This window comes from Pseudomonas sp. B34(2017) (genome assembly GCF_002112915.1).
In the GTDB taxonomy this organism is placed as follows: Bacteria; Pseudomonadota; Gammaproteobacteria; order Pseudomonadales; family Pseudomonadaceae; genus Aquipseudomonas; species Aquipseudomonas pharyngis.
On record NZ_NEJA01000004.1, the window covers coordinates 678,402 to 705,097 of the forward strand.

At 60.3% G+C, this 26,696-nt stretch carries 22 protein-coding genes; 7 read left to right on the forward strand and 15 right to left on the reverse strand.

Translation table 11 applies throughout. From position 1 onward, the window contains the following. Nucleotides 1-155: 155 nt before the first annotated feature. Entirely contained in the window at nt 156-863 is a 708-nt protein-coding gene (locus CAF80_RS16515) for a TetR/AcrR family transcriptional regulator (protein WP_007953037.1), read from the reverse strand. A gap of 229 nt (nt 864-1,092) precedes the next feature. Here CAF80_RS16515 and lexA point away from each other — a divergent pair, with 229 nt between their 5' ends. After that, complete coding sequence (gene lexA / locus CAF80_RS16520) at nt 1,093-1,701, forward strand: transcriptional repressor LexA (protein ID WP_007953044.1); 609 nt, start codon at nt 1,093-1,095, stop codon at nt 1,699-1,701. Between the two features lie 10 nt (nt 1,702-1,711). Then, a complete protein-coding gene (sulA, locus tag CAF80_RS16525) occupies nt 1,712-2,185 on the forward strand; it encodes an SOS-induced cell division inhibitor SulA (RefSeq protein WP_039772796.1) in 474 nt (157 codons plus the stop codon). A gap of 86 nt (nt 2,186-2,271) precedes the next feature. Here the strand turns inward: sulA and CAF80_RS16530 are convergent, their stop codons facing one another. From CAF80_RS16530 to CAF80_RS16565, 7 genes are all read right to left on the reverse strand, one after another. Then, nucleotides 2,272-2,505: a hypothetical protein gene (locus CAF80_RS16530; protein ID WP_007953047.1), complete on the reverse strand. Its 234-nt coding sequence runs from the start codon at nt 2,503-2,505 to the stop codon at nt 2,272-2,274. 106 nt (nt 2,506-2,611) lie between these two features. Continuing rightward, nucleotides 2,612-3,136 carry a DUF6586 family protein gene (locus CAF80_RS16535; RefSeq protein ID WP_039772797.1) on the reverse strand — a complete coding sequence of 175 codons (525 nt, stop codon included), beginning with the start codon at nt 3,134-3,136 and terminating at the stop codon, nt 2,612-2,614. Nucleotides 3,137-3,310: 174 nt separating this feature from the next. Continuing rightward, complete coding sequence (gene topA, locus CAF80_RS16540) at nt 3,311-5,941, reverse strand: type I DNA topoisomerase (protein ID WP_085667448.1); 2,631 nt, start codon at nt 5,939-5,941, stop codon at nt 3,311-3,313. 114 nt (nt 5,942-6,055) lie between these two features. Continuing rightward, on the reverse strand, nt 6,056-6,292 hold the full coding sequence (locus CAF80_RS16545) for a DUF1653 domain-containing protein (protein WP_007953059.1): 237 nt from the start codon (nt 6,290-6,292) through the stop codon (nt 6,056-6,058). A gap of 98 nt (nt 6,293-6,390) precedes the next feature. Continuing rightward, nucleotides 6,391-7,566 (reverse strand): acetyl-CoA C-acyltransferase FadA, encoded by a 1,176-nt coding sequence (gene fadA, locus CAF80_RS16550; protein WP_007953060.1) that lies wholly within the window; start codon nt 7,564-7,566, stop codon nt 6,391-6,393. 29 nt (nt 7,567-7,595) lie between these two features. Then, nucleotides 7,596-9,743 carry a fatty acid oxidation complex subunit alpha FadB gene (fadB, locus tag CAF80_RS16555; protein ID WP_074689251.1) on the reverse strand — a complete coding sequence of 716 codons (2,148 nt, stop codon included), beginning with the start codon at nt 9,741-9,743 and terminating at the stop codon, nt 7,596-7,598. Nucleotides 9,744-10,283: 540 nt separating this feature from the next. Next, nucleotides 10,284-10,721, reverse strand: a complete 438-nt coding sequence (locus tag CAF80_RS16565) for a hypothetical protein (RefSeq protein ID WP_085667447.1) — start codon at nt 10,719-10,721, stop codon at nt 10,284-10,286. A gap of 103 nt (nt 10,722-10,824) precedes the next feature. Between CAF80_RS16565 and CAF80_RS16570 the strand changes: the two genes are divergently transcribed. Beyond that, entirely contained in the window at nt 10,825-11,262 is a 438-nt protein-coding gene (locus CAF80_RS16570; protein ID WP_011335197.1) for a universal stress protein, read from the forward strand. A gap of 75 nt (nt 11,263-11,337) precedes the next feature. Here the strand turns inward: CAF80_RS16570 and CAF80_RS16575 are convergent, their stop codons facing one another. Continuing rightward, a complete protein-coding gene (locus tag CAF80_RS16575) occupies nt 11,338-13,260 on the reverse strand; it encodes an ATP-binding cassette domain-containing protein (protein ID WP_074689253.1) in 1,923 nt (640 codons plus the stop codon). Between the two features lie 214 nt (nt 13,261-13,474). Here CAF80_RS16575 and CAF80_RS16580 point away from each other — a divergent pair, with 214 nt between their 5' ends. Continuing rightward, nucleotides 13,475-15,403, forward strand: coding sequence for a transglycosylase SLT domain-containing protein (locus CAF80_RS16580; protein WP_074689255.1), 1,929 nt, complete (start codon nt 13,475-13,477; stop codon nt 15,401-15,403). Nucleotides 15,404-15,496: 93 nt separating this feature from the next. On the opposite strand, the gene CAF80_RS16585 is transcribed toward CAF80_RS16580, so the two are convergent. Further along, nucleotides 15,497-17,290 (reverse strand): ABC transporter transmembrane domain-containing protein, encoded by a 1,794-nt coding sequence (locus tag CAF80_RS16585; protein ID WP_166742321.1) that lies wholly within the window; start codon nt 17,288-17,290, stop codon nt 15,497-15,499. 259 nt (nt 17,291-17,549) lie between these two features. Between CAF80_RS16585 and CAF80_RS16590 the strand changes: the two genes are divergently transcribed. Further along, a complete protein-coding gene (locus CAF80_RS16590; protein ID WP_039772803.1) occupies nt 17,550-17,729 on the forward strand; it encodes a PA1571 family protein in 180 nt (59 codons plus the stop codon). Between the two features lie 57 nt (nt 17,730-17,786). On the opposite strand, the gene pdxB is transcribed toward CAF80_RS16590, so the two are convergent. Next, nucleotides 17,787-18,929, reverse strand: coding sequence for a 4-phosphoerythronate dehydrogenase PdxB (gene pdxB, locus CAF80_RS16595; protein WP_085667446.1), 1,143 nt, complete (start codon nt 18,927-18,929; stop codon nt 17,787-17,789). A gap of 179 nt (nt 18,930-19,108) precedes the next feature. Between pdxB and CAF80_RS16600 the strand changes: the two genes are divergently transcribed. Continuing rightward, on the forward strand, nt 19,109-20,518 hold the full coding sequence (locus CAF80_RS16600; RefSeq protein WP_039772805.1) for an MATE family efflux transporter: 1,410 nt from the start codon (nt 19,109-19,111) through the stop codon (nt 20,516-20,518). A gap of 50 nt (nt 20,519-20,568) precedes the next feature. On the opposite strand, the gene tusA is transcribed toward CAF80_RS16600, so the two are convergent. After that, nucleotides 20,569-20,820: a sulfurtransferase TusA gene (tusA, locus tag CAF80_RS16605; protein WP_007953079.1), complete on the reverse strand. Its 252-nt coding sequence runs from the start codon at nt 20,818-20,820 to the stop codon at nt 20,569-20,571. 65 nt (nt 20,821-20,885) lie between these two features. Continuing rightward, nucleotides 20,886-21,959 (reverse strand): 23S rRNA (cytidine(2498)-2'-O)-methyltransferase RlmM, encoded by a 1,074-nt coding sequence (rlmM, locus tag CAF80_RS16610; RefSeq protein WP_085667445.1) that lies wholly within the window; start codon nt 21,957-21,959, stop codon nt 20,886-20,888. A gap of 221 nt (nt 21,960-22,180) precedes the next feature. Between rlmM and acnA the strand changes: the two genes are divergently transcribed. Then, the gene (gene acnA, locus CAF80_RS16615) at nt 22,181-24,922 is read left to right on the forward strand and encodes an aconitate hydratase AcnA (RefSeq protein ID WP_074689265.1); all 2,742 of its coding nucleotides are present in this window, start codon (nt 22,181-22,183) and stop codon (nt 24,920-24,922) included. Between the two features lie 290 nt (nt 24,923-25,212). On the opposite strand, the gene CAF80_RS16620 is transcribed toward acnA, so the two are convergent. Further along, nucleotides 25,213-26,028 carry an aminoglycoside phosphotransferase family protein gene (locus tag CAF80_RS16620; protein ID WP_081353106.1) on the reverse strand — a complete coding sequence of 272 codons (816 nt, stop codon included), beginning with the start codon at nt 26,026-26,028 and terminating at the stop codon, nt 25,213-25,215. After that, nucleotides 26,021-26,509 (reverse strand): SRPBCC family protein, encoded by a 489-nt coding sequence (locus CAF80_RS16625; protein ID WP_039772808.1) that lies wholly within the window; start codon nt 26,507-26,509, stop codon nt 26,021-26,023. Before CAF80_RS16625 ends, CAF80_RS16620 begins: the two co-directional genes overlap by 8 nt. Between the last annotated feature and the right edge of the window lie 187 nt (nt 26,510-26,696).

Below are 26,696 nucleotides of genomic sequence, written 5' to 3' on the forward strand. Positions count from 1 at the left end.
AATTCCTTGAAAACGAAAAACCCGTCGCCCACGAAATCACCACCAGGGACATTGCCCGGCGGGTCGGTGATTTCAATGAGAAACGGGTTCAGGACGAGAGTCGACATGGGCGGCTAGCTTAGCGGATGTCAGCTGCCGCGCCCACCCATGGAGGGTTAAACCTTGGCAGGTGCCGGCGCGGATTTGCTCCGTGGCCGCAACTGCGCGGTGGCCATTGCCGTGTCGGTGACGCCGGTTTCGGCACGCATGCCGGCTGCCAGGAACGGCACCATCAGACGCATCACCTGCTCGATGGAGGTGTTGACGCCGAAATCGGTCTCGGCAATCGCACGCAAGGCCTTGATCCCGGACATGCTGAACGCCGCAGCGCCGAGCATGAAGTGCACGCGCCAGAACAGTTCGATCGGAGGAATACGCGGGGCAGCTTCGTTAACCAAGAGCATGTAGCGGCGGAATACCTTGCCGTACATGTCTTCCAGATAACGGCGCAAGTGGCCCTGGCTCTGACTGAAGGCCAGACCGAGCAAACGCATGAAGATCGACAGATCGTTGCCGCTGCGTGGCTGTACCACCAGCGCTTGCTCGACGAGGATTTCCAGCAACTCTTCGAGCGAAGGCTTGTTCTCTGGTTTGGCCTGACGGCGCTCCAGCTCTTTGTCGAGGCTGATGCAGAACGGACCGAGAAAGCGCGAGAAAACCGCCTGGATCAGCGCCTTCTTCGAGCCGAAGTGATAGTTCACCGCAGCGAGGTTGACCCCTGCCTTGCTGGTGATCAGACGCAATGAGGTTTCAGCAAAACCTTTTTCCGCGAACAGCTGTTCTGCAGCATCAAGAATGCGTTCAACGGTTTCCGACTGGGCCATGGCTACTCCGCCTGACAAACACTTGTTTGAAACATACGTTTCAGTCTGTGCCTTGTCAAGCCTGCCGGTTCGTTTTGGGAATGGTCAGTCAGATATTTAACCACAACAAGGACGCCACATTAATCAGGGTCGTCACTGACCGTCCGGCGGCATGGCAAAAACGATCATTGCCAAGACCGCTTCACTGTATATAATCCCAGTCACTGTATAAAAAGACAGAGCGATCAATATGCTTAAGCTGACGCCACGCCAAGCCGAGATTCTGGCCTTTATCAAACGCTGCCTCGAAGACAACGGCTACCCGCCGACCCGTGCGGAAATCGCTCAGGAACTGGGTTTCAAGTCGCCCAACGCGGCCGAAGAGCACCTCAAGGCGCTCGCTCGCAAAGGCGCAATCGAAATGACTCCGGGCGCCTCTCGCGGCATTCGAATTCCAGGTTTCGAAGCCAAGGTCGACGAGTCCACGCTGCCGATCATCGGTCGAGTGGCTGCCGGCGCGCCGATTCTCGCTCAGCAACACATCGAAGAGTCCTGCAACATCAACCCGGCCTTCTTTCATCCGCGCGCCGATTATCTGTTGCGCGTTCATGGCATGAGCATGAAGGACATCGGCATTTTCGATGGTGACCTGCTGGCGGTTCACACCACCCGCGAGGCACGCAACGGTCAGATCGTGGTTGCGCGGATCGGCGATGAAGTCACCGTCAAACGCTTCAAGCGTGACGGCAGTAAAGTCTGGCTGATTGCCGAAAACCCCGAGTTCGCCCCTATCGAAGTCAACCTGAAAGACCAGGAGCTGGTTATCGAAGGCTTGAGTGTCGGCGTCATCCGCCGCTAAAGGAGGCTTTATGCAGTTCCCACACGCACCTCAGCAAACACAACTGCCGTTGTTCGAAGCGTTTCTGGCGCAACCGCTCGCCCCCATCCTCAAGGATGTCGTCGAGCGTCCGTGGAATAACGAACCCGAAGCGTTCAGTGAGCTGTCACTGCGCGGTGCGGCCGGGAACTGTCTGAACCTGCTGGCACCGATTCTTCGCGAATTGAGCGAGGATCAGGACGCACGCTGGCTGACCCTGATTGCACCGCCTGCCAGCCTGACCCAGACCTGGTTGCGGGACGCTGGATTGAATCGCGAACGGATCCTGCTGTTACAACCGCGCGGCGCCCAAAGCGCTCAGCAATTGGCCTGCGAAGCATTACGCCTGGGGCGCAGCCACACGGTCGTCACGTGGCTGAATCCACTGAGCGCAGGGTCACGGCAACAGTTGATCAGCGCCGCCCGCACCGGGGACGCTCAAAGCCTGAACATTCGTTTGGGATGATTCAGCAACAATGCGCGCCACGTAAAGCGCAGGGCTTCTCCAGGGATAGAGAAGCCGATCTGGAGCAGTAACTGGGAGACAGCGGATCAATGAAGAACCCGCGGCCCCTCATCCTTATCGAATTCTCCCTCAACCATACGCCCCGCCATTTGCACGCCGACACTCAACATCGCTTTGGCAATTTCAACGTGCTGGCCCTGCAGAAACGCCTTGGCATCCTCGGAGAAATCCAGAGTCACCAGAGAACCCTCGTCCTCGGCCCTGCGCAGTTCGATTCGGCCGTCTGGTAGCTCGACAATTTCTAGAAAGGACGTTGGCATATAGGTCTGATCTCCACGAAAGGCAGGGATTATATAGACATCATTCAGGCTTCGCTCGGGATCTTGACCAGCAGCACGCCTCTCGTCGCCGCCAGTACACAGCTCCTCAGCACTCGTTCAAGCCTTCACGGAAACGGATAGCCAGCCCCTTGAGGTTCTGCCGCCAGCTCTCGAGCTCTTCACGGCTCAACTCTTCAACCACCTCTTCTTCATCCAGATTCACTGCCTGAATCAATGGCTGCGTCACATCGCCCTTCGGCTTATGTGGAACGCGTGGCGGCTGAAACAGCGCCGAGTGCGCGGCCAGCAATTTAGCCAGCCAGGTCTCCGGATTGCCCGCCAGCTCAATCATCTCCGCCAGCTCAGGAATGGCAATCGATTCCAGCACTTCGCGGGTCAGCAAGGTTTCCGCTTGCGACGCATTGGCTTGCGGCAGACGATAGAAGCCGGCGATTTCATGACACAGCCCCAACAACGCACCGTAGAGATGAAACAGTGCGGATTCGCGCCCGGCCTGAATCAGCGCCAGCGAGTTCATCGCCCGCCCCTCTTCGGCCCTGGCCAGCGCTTCCAGCGACAAACCCGCGAAATAGATCTTCTGATTGGTACGGGTATAGAGTTCGTGGGCCATGTCGGCACTCTCCACAACGAAATAATTGCTTCACACAGGCCGGACAGTGTCATGGATCAGCCGATGCGATCGCAAGCTTTAAACAAAAAGGCCACATGAAAACCCGAAGGTTGTCATGCGGCCTTTTGTCGTGTTGGGCCGATAACATCAGCCCATCGCAAGGTCGGAGTCAGCTCAAGCCTTGGCTTTCGCCGGACGCTTGTCCTCGACCGTCCACTTGCCACCGTCGAAGAACGCTTTCCAGCCAGTCGGTTTGCCGTCGACTTCGGTCTGAACGTATTGCTCCTTGGTCTTGCGGCTGTAGCGGATCACGGCTGGCAAGCCATCCGGATCCTTCTGCGGCGCTTCGCACAGGAAATGATACTTCGGATCGATTTCGTCCTTGTGCGGCAGAATCTCGATCACCAGCGGAGCACGGGTCTCGCGGTTTTTCGGGAACTGACTGGCCGCCAGAAACAGGCCGGACGCACCGTCACGCAGGATGTAGGTGTCGTTGACCTTTTCGCATTTCAGCTCCGGCATCTTCACCGGATCCATCTTCGGCGGCGCCGCATCGCCGCTCTTCAGCAGCTTGCGGGTGTTCTTGCACGTCGGGTTGGTGCAACCGAAGAATTTGCCGAAACGGCCGGTCTTGAGCTGCATCTCGCTGCCGCACTTGTCGCATTCCAGGCTCGGACCTTCGTAGCCCTTGATGCGATAGCTGCCTTCTTCGATTTCGTAGCCGGCGCAATCCGGATTGTTACCGCAGATGTGCAGCTTGCGCTTCTCGTCGAGCAGGTAGGCGTCCATCGCCGTGCTGCAGATCGGGCAGCGATGCTTGCCGCGCAGTACCAGGGATTCCGACTCGCCCTCGTCGTCCGCCGCGATTTCATCGCCCGGCACCAGGTTGACGGTGGCCTTGCAGCGTTCTTTCGGCGGCAGGCTGTAGCCCGAGCAGCCGAGGAACACGCCAGTCGAGGCAGTACGAATCTGCATTGGACGGCCGCAGGTGGTGCAAGGAATATCGGTCATTACCGGCTGGTTGGCACGCATGCCGGCTTCCGGATTCTCCGCCACTTCGAGTTTTTTCTTGAAGTCGCCGTAGAACTCGTCCAGCACGTTTTTCCAGTCGCGTTCGCCCTGGGCCACGTCATCGAGGTTCTCTTCCATGCCGGCGGTGAAGCCGTAGTCCATGAGGTTCGAGAAGCTTTCCGACAGACGTTCGGTAACGATGTCGCCCATCTTTTCCGAATAGAAACGACGGTTGTGCAGGGTCACGTAGCCGCGATCCTGAATGGTCGAGATGATCGCCGCATAGGTCGAAGGACGGCCGATGCCGCGCTTTTCCATTTCCTTCACCAGGCTGGCTTCCGAATAACGGGCCGGTGGCTTGGTGAAGTGCTGGGACGGATCAAGCTTGATCAGCTTCATCGCGTCGCCCTGCGCCATGTCCGGCAGAACGTCGTCATCGCCAGGCTTGGTGATTTGCGGCAGCACGCGGGTGTAACCGTCGAACTTCAGGATGCGGCCCTTGGCGCGCAGCTCGAAGTCACCGGCAGCGACGCTGACGGTGGTCGACAGGTATTGCGCCGGCAGCATCTGGCAAGCCAGGAACTGGCGCCAGATCAGCTCGTAGAGGCGCTCAGCGTCACGCTCCATGCCGGCCAGCTTGCTTGGCGTGGTGTTGGCGTCGGAAGGACGAATCGCTTCGTGAGCCTCTTGTGCGCCTTCCTTGCTGCTGTAGACGTTTGGCGACTCCGGCAGGTACTTCTTGCCGAATTCGGTTTCGATGTAATCGCGCGCCATCGCCACGGCATCCGCCGAGAGGTTGGTCGAGTCGGTACGCATATAAGTGATGTAGCCGGCTTCGTACAGACGCTGGGCCATCATCATGGTTTTCTTCACACCGAAGCCCAGGCGGTTGCTCGCGGCCTGTTGCAGTGTGGAGGTGATGAACGGTGCCGACGGCTTGCTACTGGTCGGCTTGTCTTCACGTTTGACGATGCTGTAGCTGGAGGATTTGAGTTTCTCCAGCGCGGCCTTCGCCTGCGCTTCGTTCAGCGGCTTGAAGGCCTCGCCTTTTTCGCGAGCGACTTCGAAACGCACGATCGAGCCTTTGGCGGTGCCGAGATCGGCATGCACTTCCCAGTACTCTTCCGGATTGAACGCACGAATCTCACGCTCACGCTCGACCACCAGCTTCACGGCAACCGATTGCACGCGACCGGCGGACAAGCCACGGGCGATCTTCGCCCACAACAGCGGCGAGACCATATAGCCGACGACGCGGTCGAGGAAGCGACGGGCCTGCTGCGCGTTCACTCGATCGATGTCGAGCTCGCCCGGCTCCGAGAAGGCTTCCTGAATCGCCTTCTTGGTGATTTCGTTGAACACCACGCGCTTGTAGCGGCTGTCGTCACCACCGATGGCTTCGCGCAGGTGCCAGGCAATGGCTTCCCCCTCGCGGTCCAAGTCGGTTGCGAGATAGATGGTGTCAGCATCCTTGGCGAGCCGGCGCAGCTCTTCGATGACCTTTTCCTTGCCCGGGAGGATCTCGTACTTGGCTTTCCAGCCGTGCTCGGGATCGACACCCATGCGCGAGACCAGCTGCTTGCGCGCCTTCTCTTTCGGCGACAGCGCTGGCGCTTCGCCCGCAGCAGCCTTGCCGCGCTTGGCGGCAGGCTCCTTGCTGGCGCTAGCCGAACCGCTGGTGGGCAGGTCTCGGATATGGCCGATACTCGACTTCACCACGTATTGGTTGCCCAGATACTTGTTGATGGTCTTGGCCTTAGCCGGGGATTCCACAATGACCAGCGATTTGCCCATGGATCAGAAAATTCCTGAATTCTAGAAGTGAAAGGCGGTTGGCGCCTGACGCGGCACCGCTATATATAGTGGCTACAAGGTGAGGTCAAGCGCAGGGTTTTGCGCGCACTCGCCTTACGGCTTCGAAAAAAGGCTCGGTTCGGCTTGCACCAAAGCAAAGCGTGGGACCTGCTCGCCGTCAACCTCGACGGACTCCAGGAACATGCTCAAGGGACGTACCCAAAAGCCGTAATCGCCATACAGGGCTTGGTAAAAGACCACTTCTTCTTCGGTCTCGGAATGCCGCGCGACACTGAATACGCGGTACTGGGGACCTTTGTAATGTTGGTAGAGCCCAGGTTGTATCGGCATGCTTCGGCCCTCACTCAAATTTTTTCAAAATAAAAACAAAATAAATCCGCAAAAACAAAAACCGGGGCACTTGGCCCCGGCTTCCATCGACGAGACGCTTAAACGCGTTCGAAGACGGTGGAGATGCCTTGGCCGAGGCCAATGCACATGGTGGCCACCCCGAAGGTGCCGCCATTCTGCTTCATCACGTTCAGCAAAGTGCCGGAAATACGGGCACCGGAGCAACCGAACGGGTGACCCAGGGCGATCGCGCCGCCGTGCAGGTTAACCTTCTCATTCATCTTGTCGAGCACTTTCAGGTCTTTCAGCACTGGCAGGGCCTGTGCGGCGAACGCTTCGTTGAGCTCGAAGAAGTCGATATCGTTGATACCCAGGCCGGCACGCTTCAGTGCTTTCTGAGTAGCCGGTACCGGACCATAGCCCATGATGGCCGGGTCCACACCCGCTACCGCCATCGAGCGAATCACGGCCAGAGGCTGGATGCCCAGGTCCTGTGCACGCTGCGCCGACATCACGATCATGCACGAAGCACCATCGGTGATCTGCGACGAAGTACCGGCCGTCACGGTGCCGCCCTTTGGATTGAACGCCGGCTTCAAAGCCGCCAGACTTTCCAGGGTGGTTTCCGGACGAATGGTTTCGTCGTAGTCGAAGGTTTTCAGGAAACCGTTCTCGTCGTAACCCTGCATCGGGATGATTTCGTCCTTGAACTTGCCTTCCACAGTCGCCTTGTGGGCCAACTGGTGGGAACGCACGCCAAAGGCGTCCTGCTGTTCGCGAGTGATGCCGTGCATTTTGCCCAGCATTTCAGCGGTCAGGCCCATCATGCCCGAGGCTTTCGCCGCGTACAGGGACATGTGCGGGTTCGGATCGACACCGTGCATCATGCTTACGTGACCCATATGCTCGACGCCACCAACCACGAACACGTCACCGTTGCCGGTCATGATCGCTTGCGCAGCGGTGTGCAGCGCGCTCATCGACGAGCCGCACAGACGGCTGACAGTCTGGCCGGCCGAAGTGTGCGGGATCTGGGTCATCAGCGACGCCATACGCGCGATGTTCCAGCCTTGTTCCAGGGTCTGGTTCACACAGCCCCAGATCACGTCCTCGACTTCGGCAGGATCGACCTTGGTGTTGCGTTCCAGCAGTTTGCTGATCAGGTGCGCCGACATGTCTTCGGCGCGGGTGTTGCGGTGCATGCCGCCCTTGGAGCGGCCCATCGGAGTACGACCGAAGTCGACAATCACGACGTCTCTAGGATTCAAGCTCATAAGTTCACTCTCACTCTAGTTGGGGGCGCTTAACCGAAGAAGCTCTGGCCGTTCTTGGCCATTTCGCGCAGCTTCGCGGTCGGGTGGTACAGCGCGCCCAAATCAGCGTACTGGTCGGCCAGGGCAACGAACTCGGCAACACCGATCGAATCGATGTAGCGCAGCGCACCGCCACGGAATGGAGGGAAACCAATACCGTAGACCAGACCCATGTCGGCTTCGGCGGCGGTTTCGACGATGCCGTCTTCCAGGCAACGCACGGTTTCCAGGCACAGCGGGATCATCATCCAATTGATGATGTCTTCGTCAGTGACTTCGCGCTGCTCGTAGACGATCGGCTTGAGCACTTCCAGTACCGACGGATCGGCGACTTTCTTCTGCTTGCCTTTCTTGTCGGCTTCGTAGGCATAGAAGCCCTTACCGTTCTTTTGACCGAGACGCTTGGCTTCGTAAAGCACGTCGATGGCCGAACGACGATCGTCCTTCATGCGGTCAGGGAAGCCTTCAGCCATTACGTCACGACCGTGGTGACCGGTGTCGATACCGACCACGTCCATCAGGTACGCCGGGCCCATCGGCCAGCCGAATTTTTCCATGATCTTGTCGATACGGACGAAGTCCACGCCGGCGCTGACCAGCTTGGCGAAACCGCCGAAGTACGGGAACAGGACGCGGTTGACCAGGAAGCCCGGGCAGTCATTGACGACGATCGGGTTCTTGCCCATTTTCTTGGCGTAGGCAACGGTGGTGGCGATGGCCTGCTCGCTGGATTTCTCGCCACGGATTACTTCCACCAGCGGCATCATGTGCACCGGGTTGAAGAAGTGCATGCCGACGAAGTTTTCCGGACGCTTGAGGGCCTTGGCCAGCAGGCTGATGGAAATGGTCGAGGTGTTGGACGCGAGGATGGTGTCCTCTTTGACCTTGTCTTCGACTTCCGCCAGAACGGCTTGCTTGACCTTCGGGTTCTCGACCACGGCTTCAACGACCAGGTCGACGTGACCGAAATCACCGTACGACAGCGTAGGACGAATGCCGTTGAGCACTTCAGCCATTTTCGCGGCAGTCATGCGGCCTTTATCAACGCGACCGACCAGCAGCTTGGCGGCTTCCGCCAGACCTTGCTCGATGCCGTGCTCGTTGATGTCCTTCATCAGGATCGGCGTACCTTTGGAAGCCGACTGATAGGCGATACCGCCACCCATGATGCCGGCGCCCAGTACGGCAGCCTGCTTCACGTCCTTGGCTATTTCGTCGTAGGCCTTGGCCTTTTTCTTCAGTTCCTGATCGTTCAGGAACAGGCCGATCAAGCTCTGCGCGGCAGAGGTCTTGGCCAGTTTCACGAAACCTGCAGCTTCGACTTCCAGCGCCTTGTCGCGACCGAAGTTCGCGGCTTTCTGGATGGTCTTGATCGCTTCGACCGGGGCCGGGTAGTTCGGACCGGCCTGGCCAGCCACGAAACCTTTGGCGGTTTCGAAAGCCATCATTTGTTCAATGGCGTTCAGCTTGAGCTTTTCCAGCTTCGGCTGACGCTTGGCCTTGTAGTCGAACTCGCCGGAGATGGCGCGCTTGATCAGTTCAAGGGCGGCATCCTGCAGCTTCTCGGGAGCAACCACGGCATCGACGGCGCCGACTTTCAGCGCGTCTTCAGGACGGTTTTCCTTGCCGGCGGCAATCCACTCGATGGCGTTGTCGGCACCGATCAGACGCGGCAGACGCACGGTACCACCGAAGCCCGGGTAGATGCCCAGCTTGACTTCCGGCAGACCGATCTTGGCCTTGGTCGACATGACGCGGTAGTCCGCTGCCAGGCACATTTCCAGACCGCCACCCAGAGCAATGCCATTGATTGCGGCGACGGTCGGAACGTTGAGGTCTTCGAAATCGCTGAAGATCTTGTTGGCTTCGAGATTGCCAGCAACCAGCTCGGCATCCGGCAGCTTGAAGTTGTCGACAAATTCGGTGATGTCGGCGCCGACGATGAACACGTCCTTGCCACTGCTGACGATCACGCCCTTGATCGAAGCATCTGCCTTGATGGTGTCTACGGCCTGACGCAGTTCGTTCAGGGTAAGACGGTTGAACTTGTTGACGGACTCACCCTTGAGGTCGAATTTCAATTCGACGATGCCACTTTCAAGAGCTTTAACCGTGATGGCTTTACCTTCGTAAATCATCAACTGATCTCCACGATATGGAAGCTGAACAGTACACGTCGGACGCAGGCAAATGGCTCGGCAGGACGTTTTTTCGTCGATGCTGACACCCATCCACCCGGCACACCCGCCAACGCGATAGTCGGGATTCTGTAGGAGCAGTCTGCAATACAAACGCTCAATTCATACGCCCGTTTGATTTGGGTACGCCACCTTCACGGAATTTCCGACAATTGTCAATCGCCCAAAATACGGGTTGAAATGCGACTTTGCGGTCATTTCTGTAGGACGCAGCCCGGCCACACACGCTTGCATGTGAGGGCATTCATAAGATTAATAGTTAGAAAAGTCGCCCTAATTCACCGCAAGCCTTGTTTAACAGGCTACGCTGGCTGGACTACGAAGGAAAACAGGCGCAGATTTGCTCACCGGATGACTCCGTTTCAACGCCAAAAAGAATTTCCGGCCTGCCTGGCCAACCCCGCCCGATGAATCATGTCGGGCTTTTTATTGCGTGTCTGCCGGACGTTTCGCACCGTTGCAGCGCGAAATGTCCGCAAGTCATGCCAGCGCTTTCAGCGTGGCATCAATCTCCAGCAAAACCGACGCATCACCCTTCTCGCCCCAATAGAGGGCGATCATCTGCTTATCCGCCTCGACCTTGAAAACGTTGCCCGGCAATTTTTCGAAATGATTCAGCAGCAGTGGATCCTCACAGACTTCCTGCCACTGGTTGACCCAGATCCCCGGGGATTTCTGCCAGTACGTCCAGCACGCCGGCTGTTTGCCACGACGTGGCCGATGGTATTGCGCACACGGGTTCGGCGGCTCCTGAGACATCCAGTGCGGCCACTCTTGAGGTGCCAGCTGCATGGCCAGCCCGATACGCCGGGCCTCCGTGCGCAAGGCTATCCGGCCACTCTGTGCACGGGACGGGCGCAACCACGCCAGCGGACTCAACACCACCAGCAGGATTGACACCACCAGCCAGACCGTCATATCTCTACTCCCGAATCCTGATGAGCCCATTGCGTCACTTTGGAACCAATGCGCTTGAAACCAGCCATACTTACCAATATTGATCCCTCACGAGGAGCACCTCATGCCCTACCACCATATCCTGGTCGCCGTAGATCTGACCGAAGAGTGCGACCCTGTGATCCACCGCGCCCGAGAGCTGTCGGTGAGCAATGGCGCCAAGCTGTCGCTGGTGCATATCGTTGAACCGATGGCCATGGCCTTCGGCGGTGACGTGCCAATGGATCTGTCACAACTGCAACAACAGCAGTTCGATCAGGCCAAGGAACGTCTCGAACGCCTGAAGCACAAGTACACCGAGCTCGAAGGCGCCAACTGCCACTTGACCTACGGCCAGCCACGTCAGGAAATCCACCATTTTGCCAAGGAACAGCAGTGCGACCTGATCGTGGTCGGCAGCCATGGCCGGCATGGTCTGGCGTTGTTGCTGGGCTCGACCGCCAATGACGTGCTGCACGGCGCACCGTGCGATGTGCTGGCGGTGCACCTGGTCAAACGCTGATACCAGTCACTTATGAAAAGCTGAAAAGCCCGGCGCCCATAACTGGACACCGGGCTTTTTCATGCCTGGAATCAATCAGGCGTCCAGCTCGGCCCAACGCTCAACCAAGGCATCCAGCTCCGCCTGCAATTGCTCCAGAGAAGCAATCACCTTGGCCATCTCGGCTGGTGGACGCTGATAGAAACCGGTCTCGGCCATTTCAGCCTCGACAGCAGCAATCTGCTGCTCTTTGGCGTCGATATCGCCCGGCAGGGCTTCCAGCTCGCGTTGAAGCTTGTAGCTCAGTTTCTTCTTCGCAGCCGGGGCCGCAGCAACAGGCGCGGCGACCGGAGCCGGCTCAGCAGTGACCACCGCCGAGTTCAGGTCAGCCTTGCCGGATTTGCTTTCCGTCACGCCCAGCAGACGCGGCGAGCCGCCCTGGCGGATCCAGTCCTGATAGCCGCCGACGTATTCGCGAACCTTGCCTTCACCTTCGAAGACCAGGGTGCTGGTGACCACGTTGTCGAGGAATGCCCGGTCGTGGCTGACCATCAGCACAGTGCCGTTGAAGGTCAGCAGCACTTCCTCGAGCAGCTCAAGGGTTTCCACGTCGAGGTCGTTGGTCGGCTCGTCGAGTACCAGCAAGTTCGCCGGCTTGCTGAACAGTTTGGCCAGCAGCAGACGCGCACGCTCGCCGCCGGACAACGCCTTCACCGGCGTGCGGGCACGCTGCGGGCTGAACAGGAAGTCGCCGAGATAGCTCAGCACGTGGCGGCTCTGGCCGTCGATATCGATGAAGTCGCGACCTTCGGCGACGTTGTCGATCACGGTCTTTTCCAGATCCAGCTGATGGCGCAACTGATCGAAATAGGCCACATCGATCCTGGTGCCCTCTTCCACTTTGCCGCTGGTCGGTTGCAGACCGCTGAGCATCAGCTTCAGCAGGGTGGTCTTGCCAGTACCGTTGGCGCCGAGCAGGCCGATCCGGTCGCCGCGCTGCAGCACCATGGAGAAATCGCGGATCAGGAACGGACCGCCCGGATGCGCGAAGCTCACGTTATCCAGCACCATCACCTGCTTGCCGGACTTCTCCGCTGTTTCCAGCTGGATGTTGGCCTTGCCGGTGCGCTCGCGACGCTCGCTGCGTTCCACGCGCAATGCTTTCAGGGCACGTACGCGGCCTTCGTTACGGGTGCGGCGGGCCTTGATGCCCTGGCGAATCCAAACTTCTTCCTGGGCCAGACGCTTGTCGAACAGCGCGTTGGCGGTTTCTTCGGCGGCCAGTGCGGCTTCTTTGTGAACGAGGAAACTGGCGTAGTCGCCGTTCCAGTCGATCAGGCCACCGCGATCCAGTTCGAGGATGCGGGTGGCAAGGTTTTGCAGGAAGGAACGGTCGTGCGTGATGAACAGCACGGCGCCCTGAAAATCCTTCAGCGCTTCTTCAAGCCAGGCAATCGCACCGATGTCCAGGTGGTTGGTCGGCTCGTCGAGCAGTAGCAGATCCGGCTCGGACACCAGCGCCTGCGCCAGCAGCACACGACGACGCCAGCCGCCGGACAGTTCGGCGAGGGTCTTGTCGGCCGGCAGTTGCAGGCGGCTCAGGGTGCTGTCGACCAGGGTCTGCAAGCGCCAGCCATCGCGGGCTTCGAGGTCGTGCTGGACGTGCATCAGCTTGTCCAGATCGGCGTCGGTGACGATGTTCTGGCTCAGGTGATGGTATTCGGCAAGCAACGCACCTACACCATCGAGGCCTTCGGCAACCACGTCGAACACAGTCCGCTCGTCGGCCACCGGCAATTCCTGCGGCAATTCACCGATTTTCAGACCGGGGGCACGCCACACCGAGCCGTCATCAGGCTTCTGGTCGCCCTTGACCAGTTTCATCATGCTGGATTTGCCAGTGCCGTTGCGGCCGATGATGCACACCCGCTCACCACGGGCGATCTGCCAGGACACCTTGTCCAACAACGGCATCGCGCCGAATGCAAGGGACACATCGCTGAATTTGAGCAGGGTCATGAGCTTCTCCAAAAACCGGGCGCGCATTCTACCTGAATCAAGACCCGAACAGGCCGGCAATTTCGCCGCTGACGCACTCTGCACAACAATTGTTGCGAACTTGTGCTGCAAGGTCGGCAAAGCTTTCGCCCCTTGCTGGCAAAAGGCTAAGCTACAGGCAATTCAGTGCCGGTTTGAGCCGGCACTTGTCATGATTTCTCTGCCCGGATGTCTCATGCGCAGTCGCCTCTTCAGTGTTTTGTCATGTTTGCTGCTTTCCGCCGCTGCCGTTCAATCCGCCCAGGCGGTGGACCTGTCCACCCAACGCCAGTATTACGATGAAGCCAAGCGCGCCCTGGCCAAAGGCGACAGCGGCCCGTATTTCCGTTACAGCCAGGCACTCGCCGATTATCCGCTGGAGCCGTACCTCGCCTACGACGAGCTGACCGCCCGGCTGAAAACCGCCAGCAACGCGGAGATCGAAAAATTCCTCGCCGAACACGGTGACCTGCCCCAGGCCAACTGGATGAAACTGCGCTGGCTGCGCTGGCTGGCCGATCGCGGCGACTGGGCGACGTTCGTCAAGTATTACGACCCCAAACTGAATTTCACCGAACTGGACTGCCTCAACGCGCAGTACCAGATCAGCCACAACAAGAAGGCCGAGGGCTACGCCAACGCCGAGAAACTCTGGCTGACCGGCAAATCCCAGCCCGCCGCCTGTGATGCGCTGTTCGGCATGTGGGCCGCCGAAGGTCAGTTGACCGAACAGAAACGCTGGGAACGCGCCAAACTCGCCGCCCAGCACCGCAACTACCCACTGGCCAACAGCCTGGTCAATGGCCTGACCACCCTCGCCCCGCGCGGCCGCCTGCTGGTGGACGTGGCGCAGAAACCGGAATTGCTCAACCAGCCGTCGCGCTTCACGCCGGCCGATGAACCGATGTCGGACGTGGTCAGCCTCGGCCTGCGCCGCCTCGCGCGTCAGGACCCGGACAAGGCCATGGCCCTGCTCGACGGTTATGCCAGCAGCATGCATTTCTCCCGGGATGAAAAAGTCGCGATCGCCCGGGAAATCGGCCTGACGCTGGCCCGCCGCTTCGACAGCCGCGCGCTGGACGTGATGACCAAATACGATCCGGAACTGCGCGACAACACTGTATCCGAATGGCGCCTGCGTCTGTTGTTGCGTCTGGCGCGCTGGGATGACGCCTACCAACTGACCCGCCGTTTGCCACAGGACCTGGCCACCACCAACCGCTGGCGCTACTGGCAGGCCCGCAGTCTGGAACTGGCGCAACCGCAGAACCCGGAAGCACAGACGCTGTACAAGAACCTGTCGCGGGAACGGGATTTCTACGGTTTCCTCGCCGCTGACCGCTCGCAATCGCCGTACTCACTGAACAACAAGCCGCTGGTGCTCAGTCAGGCGCTGATCAACAAAGTGCGCAACACCCCTGGCGTACGGCGTGCACTGGAGTTCCACGCCCGTGGGCAGATCGTCGACGGTCGCCGCGAGTGGTATCACGTCAGCCGGCATTTCAGCCGCGACGAAATGGTCGCCCAGGCGAAACTGGCCTACGACTTGAAATGGTATTTCCCGGCGATCCGCACCATCAGTCAGGCGCAATACTGGGATGATCTGGACATCCGCTTCCCGATGGCCCACCGCGACACCCTGGTGCGCGAAGCCAAGGTGCGCGGCCTGCATTCGAGCTGGGTGTTCGCCATCACCCGTCAGGAAAGTGCGTTCATGGACGACGCCCGCTCCAGCGTCGGCGCCAGCGGCCTGATGCAACTGATGCCCGGCACCGCCAAGGAAACCGCGCGCAAGTTCAGCATTCCGCTGGCCTCGCCGCAGCAAGTGTTGGATCCGGATAAAAACATCCAGCTCGGCGCCGCCTATCTGAGCCAGGTGCACAGCCAGTTCAACGGCAACCGCGTACTCGCCTCCGCCGCCTATAACGCCGGCCCCGGCCGCGTGCGCCAATGGCTGCGCGGCGCCGACCACCTGAGCTTCGACGTGTGGGTGGAAAGCATCCCGTTCGACGAAACCCGCCAGTACGTACAGAACGTGTTGTCCTATTCGGTGATCTACGGCCAGAAACTCAACTCGCCACAGCCGCTGGTGGATTGGCATGAGCGGTATTTCGACGATCAGTGATCGGGGCGCGTATCGCCGATAGATCGACGTAAACAAAAATGCCCGCATCGAGAGATGCGGGCATTTTTTATGGCGTTCTACTGGGTCGGTTACTTAGTCGGTTACAGGGTCGGTCGAAGCTTGATGACCATCACTGAACTGCAACGCCGCCAACCGCGCATACAGCGGATTGCTCGCGATCAACTCCTGATGTGTGCCGATCGCCACCAGTTTGCCCTGATCCATCACCGCGATCCGGTCGGCGTTTTTCACCGTGGCCAACCGGTGGGCGATGACCAGTGTGGTGCGGTTTTGCATCAGGCTCGGCAGCGCTTGCTGGATCAGGTGTTCGCTCTGGGCATCGAGGGCGCTGGTGGCTTCGTCGAGCAGCAGGATCGGCGCGTCGACCAGCAGCGCCCGGGCGATTGCCAGGCGCTGGCGTTGTCCGCCTGACAGACCGAGGCCACCGTCGCCCAGATGGGTCTGGTAGCCGTCGGGCATCTGTTCGATGAAGTCGTGGGCGTGGGCGATTCTGGCCGCCTCCCGCACCTGCTCCAGCGTGGCGGTCGGGCAGCCGTAGCGAATGTTTTCTTCGACGCTGCCGAAGAACAGCGCCGGGGTTTGCGAGACCAGCGCGAAGCAGCGGCGCAAATCCAACGGGTCTAGGCTCGTCAGCGGCACGCCATCGATCAGGATCCGCCCTCCCCGGGGATCGTAGAAACGCAGCAGCAAGTCATACACCGTGGACTTGCCCGCGCCGGACGGTCCTACAAGCGCGAGGGTTTCTCCGGCGTTGATCGTCAGACTCAAGCCATCGACGGCAAGACTTTCGGGACGCGAAGGGTAGGAAAAACGCACATCCTGTAATTCCAGCTCGCCTTTGACCCGCCCCGGCAACGTCACCAACCCTGTGGTCGGTGGCTGAATAATGTTCTCCGAACGCAGCAGTTCCGCAATTCGCTCCGCGGCGCCGGCCGCTCGCTGCAACTCGCCAATCACTTCGCTCAACGTGCCAAACGCACTGCCAACAATCAGGCTGTAAAACACGAACGCCGCCAGTTCACCCGCCGAAATCCGTCCCGCGATCACGTCCATGCCGCCGACCCACAACATCACCGCGACGGCGCCGAGCACCAGCACGATCACCAGCGTGATCAGCCAGGCCCGCTGGAAAATCCGTTTGCGCGCGGTCTCGAACGCCTGCTCGACGGTGCTGGCGAAACGCTGTTCGTCCTGCACCTGATGGTTGTAGGCCTGCACGGTTTTGATCTGGCCGAGGGTTTCCGAGACGTAGCTGCCAATGTCGGCAATCCGGTCCTGACTCAGCCGGGAGAGGTTGCGCACGCGACGGCCGAAAATCAGGATCGGCGCAATCACCAGCGGCAGTGCGATCACCACGATGCTGGTGAGTTTGGGGTTGGTGATGAACAGCAGCACCACACCGCCAATGACCATCAGCAGATTACGCAGGAACAGCGACAGCGACGAGCCGATCACCGATTGCAGCAATGTGGTGTCAGCGGTCAATCGTGACTGGATTTCCGAGCTGCGATTGTCTTCGTAGAATCCGGGGTGCAGGTACACCAGATGGTTGAACACCTGCCGGCGAATGTCTGCCACCACGCGCTCACCGATCCAGGACACCAGATAAAACCGCGCAAAGGTGCCGACCGCCAGGCCAACCACCAACAGCATGAACAGGCCGATGGATTGATTGAGCAGGTGCGGCGACTGGGTCATGAACCCTTGATCGACCAGTAGCTTGATGCCCTGCCCCATCGACAGGGTGATGCCGGCCGTGACGATCAGTGCCAGCAGCGCACCAAAGGCCGGCCAGCGATAAGGGGCAAGGAAAGAACTGGTCAGGCGCAAGGCCCGGCGGTGGCGCGAGGAAAGCATCGGGATCATTCAGATTCACGTCGTGTGCTGATGGATAGGGCCAGCCTACAGAGTCAAATGGGGTGGAACTCTGCAAATCACAATGAGTCAGGTTAATTATGACCGGCAAGACTACCCCCTAGACGCTATTGGTCTAAGGTCCGGGTTGAGACAGGCGGTCATTTCTGTTTGAGTGGAGATGCCGTTCCGGATCGACCGCAGGGAGTTGTCACAGCCTGGTCACCTGACGGTTTTAACCTAGGCACACAACCTGATGAGGAGACAGGCCATGTCCTTGCAACACAGCAGCGATGACAAGATTGAAGTGATCCGCACCAAGCCCGGCCAACCTCTGGGTTGCTCGATCATCGACGAAAACGGGCGTGAAATTGAGATCACTGAAGACATGATCCAGGACGCTTGCCGCGAACTGGAACAGCGATTGGTCAAGCCTGCCGAACAAAAGTGATATCGCCACCGTCTTCCTGACCCGGCCCCTGCAGGCCGGGTTTTTTCTGCCCGCTGTTTATACCGCCACAGCCCCCAGCGCGGTCACGATCTGGCGCAAGACGGGCGAATCCCCCTCGATCCGCACCTTCAAACCTTCGATCTCGCGTCGCGACGGATACTGTTTGCGCAGCAGATCAAACGCGGCGCGTTGCTCACCGACACTGCCCAGCAGCGTGCGACGGAAATCCGCGTCGTCCCGGCGCGGGTCGTACACACCGCGGCACAACATCGCCAGCGCCCAGGCCGGATCGCTGTCGGCATGCAGGGAAACTTCCGACAACCACGGTGCCGGCAGCAAATCACCGAGCTGAATGCTGGCGGGCTCACCGATAAAGTCGCAGTAAGCCTGATAGATCTGCGCCGTGCCGCGCTGCTTGCCGTCGAGGCTGTAACCGGCGATGTGCGGCGTCGCCAACACACAGAGCTCGGCCAGAGAAACATCGACTTGCGGTTCGGCCTCCCAGACATCGAGCACCGCTTGCAGGTCTTCTCGCTCCAGCAGCACCTCGCGCAACGCGGTGTTATCCACTACCGGACCGCGCGCCGCGTTGATCAGCCAGGCGCCGGGCTTGAGCTGCTGCAAACGCTGCTCGTCGAACAAATGCCAGGTCGCGCCGTCGCCGCTGCGAGTCAGCGGGGTATGCAGGCTGATCACATCGCACTGCGCGATGATCTGCTCCAGGCTGACATAGTCGCCGCCCTCGGCCGCCTGACGTGGCGGGTCGCAGACTTTCACGTTCCAGCCCAAGCCTTTCAGTACCTTGATCAGGCGGCCGCCGACTTCACCGGCACCGATCACGCCATAAGTGCGTTCACTCAACTCGACGCCTTCGATTTCGGCCAGGGTCATCAGACTGCCAAGCACGTAATCGACCACGCCCCGGGCATTGCAACCGGGGGCGCTGGACCAGGTAATGCCGGCCTCGCTGAAGTAATCGAGATCCAGATGATCGGTGCCGATGGTGCAGGTGCCGACAAAACGCACCTTGCTGCCTTCCAGCAATGCGCGATTGACGTGGGTCACCGAGCGCACCAGCAGCACGTCGGCGTGTTCGACCGTGGCCCGGTCGATGGAACGGCCCGAAACCCGGCGGATCTCGCCGAAACCGGCAAAAAAGGCATCGAGCAGCGGGATATTTTCGTCGGCAACAATCAGCATGGCGGGGCTCCTTGGGCGGATCGGCAGTGTAGGCGCTGGGACTGCGATGAGCCAGCAGGCTGTGATTTCTTGATGAGGCGCCTCGATTACAAATACGCAACAGAGGATTTTTCCTGACCACAACGTCAGCGGCGTAGAATGCCCGGCCTTGCGCATCAACCCCTGTGGACGCTTTGCCTGTGAATTCCGTGACTGACCGCCCTGCCGCCGTTTCCCTCAACCGCCCTGCCCGGGTTCGCCTGGAGCTGAAAAACCTGCTCGGCCTGGCCCTGCCGATCATGATCGCGCAGCTGGCAACCACCGCCATGGGCTTCGTCGATGCGGTGATGGCCGGGCGCGTCGGACCCAAGGATCTGGCGGCCGTGGCGCTGGGCAACTCGATCTGGGTGCCGGTGTTCCTGCTGATGACCGGCACCCTGCTGGCCACCACGCCGAAAGTCGCCCAGCGCTTCGGCGCCGGCACTCACAGCGAAATCGGCCCGATCGTGCGGCAAGCCTTGTGGCTGGCGCTGGTGGTGGGCCTGATGGCAACCACCCTGCTGTTCAGCGCCGAGCCGATCCTGCATCTGATGAAAGTCGATCCGGAGCTGATCGGCCCGTGCATGCAGTACCTGCACGGCATCGCCAGCGGTCTGCCGGCCGTTGCCTTCTACCATGTGCTGCGCTGCACCAGTGATGGCCTCGGCCGCACGCGGCCGGCGATGGTGCTGGGCCTGTGTGGGCTGGCGCTGAACATTCCACTGAACTACGTGTTCATTTATGGCCACTTCGGCGTACCGGCCATGGGCGGCGTCGGTTGCGGCTGGGCCACGGCCATCGTGATGTGGGTGATGGCGCTGGGTCTGGCCGGTTATGAGCGCTGGGCGCCGGCCTACAAGTCGAGCGAACTGTTCAGCCGTTTCGACTGGCCGCAATGGACGGTGATCAAGCGTTTGCTGGCCATCGGTCTGCCGATCGGCGTCGCGGTGTTTGCCGAGTCGAGCATTTTCGCAGTGATCGCGCTGCTGATCGGCAGCCTCGGCGCCACAGTGGTGGCCGGGCACCAGATCGCACTGAACGTCAGCTCGCTGGTGTTCATGATTCCGTATTCGCTGGGCATGGCAGTGACCGTGCGGGTCGGCCAGGCCCTCGGCCGTGAAGAACCCCGTGAAGCGCGATTCGCGGCGGGTGTCGGCATGGGCACTGCGCTGGCTTACGCCTGCCTCTCAGCGAGCATGATGCTGCTGATGCGCGAACATATTGCTGCGATCTACACCTCCGATCCGATGGTGATTCACATCGCCGCGATGCTGATCGTGTACTCGGCGCTGTTCCAGTTCTCCGACGCGATCCAGGTCACCGCCGCCGGCGCCCTGCGCGGTTATCAGGACACTCGCGTGACGATGATCCTGACCCTGTTCGCCTATTGGGGCATCGGTCTGCCGGTGGGTTACGCCCTCGGCCTGACCGACTGGCTCGGCGAGCCACGCGGCCCGAGCGGCTTGTGGGAAGGTTTGATCGTCGGCCTCAGCTGCGCGGCGCTGATGCTGTCGATCCGCCTGACGCGCAGCGCACGCAAACGCATTCACATCAGCCGCTCGATGGGCTGACCGGCCATAAAAAAAGACCTGCATTTGCAGGTCTTTTTTTTGCCTTGCGATCAACCGGACTTCTTGCGGATCCAGTACAGATAGGTCCCGGCTTCTTCGTGCTGCCCCACCAGTTCATGGTCGAGAAACACGCAGAACTTGGGGATGTCGCGGCGGGTCGACGGGTCGGTGGCGATCACCTTGAGCAGGCCGCCGGGCACCAGGTCACGGATGTGCTGGTGCAGCATCATCACCGGCTCCGGGCAGTTGAGGCCCGTAGCATCGAGGGTGCCGTCGACTGGCGTATCGATCATTTCACTCATGATTCACTCCTGAAACTGGCCGGCATTGTCGCCCAATGCCGGGTGTTCGGTCACCTGTCGCGCGCTCAGCGGGCTTTGGCTTTCTTCACGTCATGGCGGCGCAGATGGCAGGTCACTTCCTCGCGGTCGTGGTACAACTGCTTGCAACCGATGTCGACCTTGATCCCACGGGCCTTGAAACCGTCGGCGATACGCTCGAGCAAGCGCTTCACTTCGGCGTAACGCTGCTTCATCGGCAACTTCAGGTTGACCACCGCTTCCCGGCAATGACCCTCGCCGATCCACTCTTCGAGCATCGCGGCGTTGCGCGCCGGCTTCTCGACGATGTCGCAGACCATCCAGTCCACCGGTTGCTTCGGTTTGAAGGTGAAACCGTCAGCCATCAAATGCTGCACCAGACCGGTGCCCATCAGGCTTTCGGCCATCGGGCCGTTGTCGATGGCGGTTACCAGCATGCCGCGGTTGACCAGTTGCCAGGTCCAGCCGCCCGGCGCCGCGCCGAGGTCGACGCCGGTCATGTCGCTGTGCAGACGATCTTCCCACTGGTCGCGGGGGATGAAGTGGTGCCAGGCCTCTTCCAGTTTCAGGGTCGAACGGCTCGGCGCCTCACGCGGGAACTTCAGACGCGGAATGCCCATCGGCCACATTGCCGAGTTACCGGCGTCGGCCAGACCGAGAAACACCTCACGGCCGCTCTTGAAGGTCAGCAGCAGACGCGGCTTGCTGGCGTCCTCCACCAGTTTGCCGGCGCCGGTCAGGGCCTTGCGCAGCGGGCCTTCGAATTTCTTGCAGAAGTTCGACAGCTCCTTGCCATCGTTGGTGTCGACGACTTCCAGCCACAGGCTGCCACAGACCGGGAATTGGGCCATGTGCGCGAGGATCACGCTGATACGATCGTTTTCCGGCAGATCGATGAAAAACCCGCGCGCCCATTGGCGCGGGAAGATCAGCTCGGCGAAACGCTGACCGCGCATCAGGCGTTCGGCGCCGTCTTCTTCGGTGCAGACAAACTCGGCGCAGGCGGTGGCTGGTTTGGCCTTGGCGTAGCCGGCCACGTTCAGTCGGGCGGCGAGGTCGGAAATCTCCGAGCAGACTTCGCCTTCGAAGCCTGGCCGGCAATGCATGAATAGGGTGTTCATTCTTACTCCTGGGCAGAGGGCGATCATTCATCCCCTGCGCGATGCCCAGACCTGCGTTGAAGCAAAGCCTGTCACGAAAACCGGCGCATGATAGCCCATGTCGGAACCTTGGACTTGCCCATAGAGTCCAGTTATTAGCCAGCTACTGAAAACAGGGCTACGTTGATAGCTCTGCCCGTCCCCTCAGTCCGTAGCCGTGCGGACTCAAAGGAGTGATCGTAATGCCGTCCCTTGATAGCCTGAACACCCTTAAAACCCTGAAGATAGACGACAAGACTTACCACTATTTCAGCCTGCCGGATGCCGCCAAGAACTTGGGCGATCTCGACAGGTTGCCGATGTCGCTGAAAGTCCTGCTGGAAAACCTGCTGCGCTGGGAAGATGAAAAAACCGTCACCGGCGCCGACCTCAAGGCCATTGCCGCGTGGCTCAAGGAGCGCCGCTCCGACCGGGAAATCCAGTACCGCCCTGCCCGCGTGCTGATGCAGGACTTCACCGGCGTACCCGCCGTGGTCGATCTGGCCGCCATGCGCGCCGCCATGGCCAAGGCCGGTGGTGATCCGCAGCGAATCAACCCGTTGTCGCCGGTGGATCTGGTGATCGACCACTCGGTGATGGTCGATAAATTCGGCAGTGCCAGCGCCTTCGAACAGAACGTCGACATCGAAATGCAGCGCAATGGTGAACGCTACGCCTTCCTGCGCTGGGGCCAGAGCGCCTTCGATAACTTCAGCGTGGTGCCGCCGGGCACCGGGATCTGCCACCAGGTCAACCTCGAATACCTCGGCCGCACGGTGTGGACCAAGGACGAAGACGGCCGCACCTATGCCTTCCCCGACACCCTGGTCGGCACCGACTCCCACACCACCATGATCAACGGCCTCGGCGTACTGGGCTGGGGCGTGGGCGGGATCGAGGCGGAAGCGGCGATGCTCGGGCAACCGGTGTCGATGCTGATTCCCGAAGTCATCGGTTTCAAACTTACCGGCAAACTAAAGGAAGGCATCACCGCCACCGACCTGGTGCTGACCGTCACCCAGATGCTGCGCAAGAAAGGCGTGGTCGGCAAATTCGTCGAGTTCTATGGCGACGGTCTCGCCGACCTGCCGCTGGCCGACCGCGCAACCATCGCCAACATGGCCCCGGAATATGGCGCGACCTGCGGCTTCTTCCCGGTGGATGACGTGACCCTCGACTACCTGCGCCTGTCCGGCCGTCCGCCTGAAGTGGTGAAACTGGTCGAGGCCTACACCAAGGCACAGGGTCTGTGGCGCCTGCCCGGTCAGGAACCGGTGTTCACCGACAGCCTGGCGCTGGACATGGGCAGCGTCGAAGCCAGCCTCGCCGGGCCGAAACGCCCGCAGGACCGAGTCTCGCTGCCGAATGTCGGTCAGGCGTTCAGCGACTTCCTCGAATTGCAGTTCAAACCCACCAGCAAGGAAGAAGGACGCCTGGAGAGCGAGGGCGGCGGTGGCGCGGCGGTGGGCAGTGCCGATCTGGTCGGCGAAACGGATTATGAGCACGACGGCCACACCTATCGCCTGAAAAACGGCGCGGTGGTGATTGCCGCGATCACCTCCTGCACCAACACCTCCAACCCCAGCGTAATGATGGCTGCCGGCCTGCTGGCGAAAAAAGCCGTGGAAAAGGGCCTGACCCGCAAGCCGTGGGTGAAGAGTTCGCTGGCTCCGGGTTCGAAAGTCGTCACCGATTACTACAAGGCCGCCGGATTGACGCAGTACCTCGACCAGCTCGGTTTTTCGCTGGTCGGTTACGGCTGCACCACTTGCATCGGCAACTCCGGGCCGCTGCCGGAGCCGATCGAAAAAGCCATCCAGAAAGCCGACCTGACCGTGGCTTCGGTGCTGTCCGGCAACCGCAACTTTGAAGGCCGGGTGCATCCGCTGGTGAAAACCAACTGGCTGGCGTCACCGCCACTGGTGGTCGCCTACGCCCTGGCCGGCACTGTGCGCACCGATATCAGCAGCGAACCGCTGGGCAATGACCAGCAGGGCAATCCGGTTTACCTGCGTGACATCTGGCCGAGCAGCAAGGAGATCGCTGACGCGGTGAATCAGGTCAACACGGCGATGTTCCACAAGGAATACGCCGAAGTGTTTGCCGGTGACGAACAGTGGCAAGCCATCGAAGTCCCGCAAGCCGCGACCTACGTCTGGCAGGCGGATTCGACCTACATCCAGCATCCGCCGTTCTTCGATGACATTGCCGGGCCATTGCCGGTGATCGCCGATGTGAAAGGTGCGCGAGTGCTGGCGCTATTGGGCGATTCGGTGACCACCGACCACATCTCCCCCGCCGGCAACATCAAGGTCGACAGCCCGGCCGGACGTTACCTGCGCGAGCAAGGCGTCGAGCCACGGGACTTCAACTCCTACGGCTCGCGCCGGGGCAACCACGAAGTGATGATGCGCGGCACGTTTGCCAATATCCGTATCCGCAACGAAATGCTCGGCGGCGAAGAAGGTGGCAACACGATCTACATTCCGACCGGCGAGAAACTGGCGATCTACGACGCGGCCATGCGTTATCAGGGCTCAAGCACGCCGCTGGTGGTGATTGCCGGGCAAGAATACGGCACCGGTTCCAGCCGCGACTGGGCGGCCAAGGGCACCAATCTGCTGGGCGTGAAAGCGGTGATCGCCGAAAGCTTCGAGCGCATCCACCGCTCCAACCTGGTGGGCATGGGCGTGCTGCCGTTGCAGTTCAAACTGGATCAGAACCGCAAGAGCCTGAACCTCACCGGCAAGGAAACCCTGGATATCCAGGGCCTGAGCGGTGTCGAGCTGACGCCACGGATGAACCTGACCCTGGTCATCACCCGTGAAGACGGACGGCAGGAGAAAATCGAAGTGCTGTGCCGAATCGACACCTTGAACGAGGTGGAGTACTTCAAGTCCGGCGGGATTCTGCATTACGTGTTGCGCCAGTTGATCGCCTCGTAAGACCTGCAGATGCAGAAACACCGCCAGATCGGCGGTGTTTCTGTTTGAGCACGGCACTTTTCTGCAGACGAAAAAAAACCCGCCGAAGCGGGTTTTTCCCAAGACCATTATCGACTCCCTGTCGGCAGCGATCCTTGCTAATGGTCGATCATCCGTGATCCTGAAACACTCCCTGTGCTTCAGTTGATGAGGCTAGATTACGCTGTGGATCCAATCGGCAATAGTCGAAAAAGCTACCAGCGCGTGTAAGACATTCGCCATAGCGCGCCTTCCGAAAACCCTTAGGCGTGTCAGGCATTGAGCGCGGAAGCCGCCAGTTGGGCGACTTTCAGCTGTCCGGCGGCGGCTTTTTGCTCGTCATCCTCCATGAACCATGCGGCAGACAGTCCGGCAAAGGCCAATACCCATTGCAGCAAGCGGCTTCGCTCGATGCCCGCTGTTGCGCAGATCACCTCGACTTGCCGCTGAAAGCGCTCCGGATCGGTGGCCGTCGGCAGTTCCGGGTTACAGATCAGGTTGGCGTAGTCATAACCACGCTCGCCCCGCACCCGCTTGGGGTCGATGGCCAGCCAGCCCCGTGGGCCAAAATCGAGGACGTTGTCGTGGTGCATGTCGCCGTGCAGCACCACTACGTCCTGTGGCTCGGCAAGCAAGGTCTGGGCGGTTTGCAGACATTCGGCGTATTGGCCGCCGTATCGGGCCACGGCCATTGTTAATGATGCAAACCATGGCGCCAGCTCCACCAACGGGGGTGGCGGCGTTGGTCGCGGTGCGTGCAGGTGCGCCAGCGCTCGACACATGATCCGCGTGGCCTCGTCGTCTTCGCCGTTGAGCGCCATGTGCATCAGCGAACGCTGGCCCATGGCCCGCTCCAGCAACAGGCCTTCATCGTGATGGGCGAGCACCCGGGCGGCGCCATCGCCGTCCCACCAGGTCATCAGCAGGTTGCCGTACTTTTCCTCGTCGTCCACCGCGACTTTCAGCATTGCCGGCACATCGCCCTGACGCACCGACAACAGGCGGCTGCCCGGGGTGATGACCGGCTCGCCGTCCGGCACCAGCGCCCAGCGTTCCAGCCACGGCGTGAACAGGTCGAGATCAGCCACCTTCACGCTCGCGGGCCCGGTCGCTCTCCGCGAGGAAGTGCTCAAGCCGACTCAACTGTTCCTCCCAGCCCCGGCTGTCCATGTAGTACGCCTCTTTCTGGCGAACGTCGGGAATGTGCGCGAAACCGGACTCGGAGACTTTCAGCAGCGTGCCGTTCTCGTAGTCCTGCAGTTCGAATCTGACCAGGGTGGTCGGTTCCTGCGAGTAGTCGATTTTCGGATTTACCGCATAGGGATGCCAGCGGAAGGAGAACAGCTGCTGCGGCTCGACCCGCTCCACCAGCACGTTCCACAACACATGTTCATAACCGGGGTACGTCACCTGCCCCTGCGTCCATTCGCCCGCGATAAACCGCCGGCCCTCCAGCGCAACGCCGAACCACTGGCCGAACGCCTCGGCATCGACCAGGGCGCGCCAGACATGGGAGCGCGGCGACCTGAGCATGATCTTGCGTTCAAAGCTATTGGGTACTGGTTTCATACGTCACCTCCTGTTTTGAACAGTAGGCTTGTATGACCACATGTCCAATCCGAAGTTGTATCGATCCACTGCAAAGGGCGGGTCTGATTGAAATATCCGGCAGTATTTTGGGGCACCGGTTCGTCAGAATGCGCACGGATCAGCGCGGCGAAACTGCTAACGTTCGCAGCGAATTGAACGACACAAG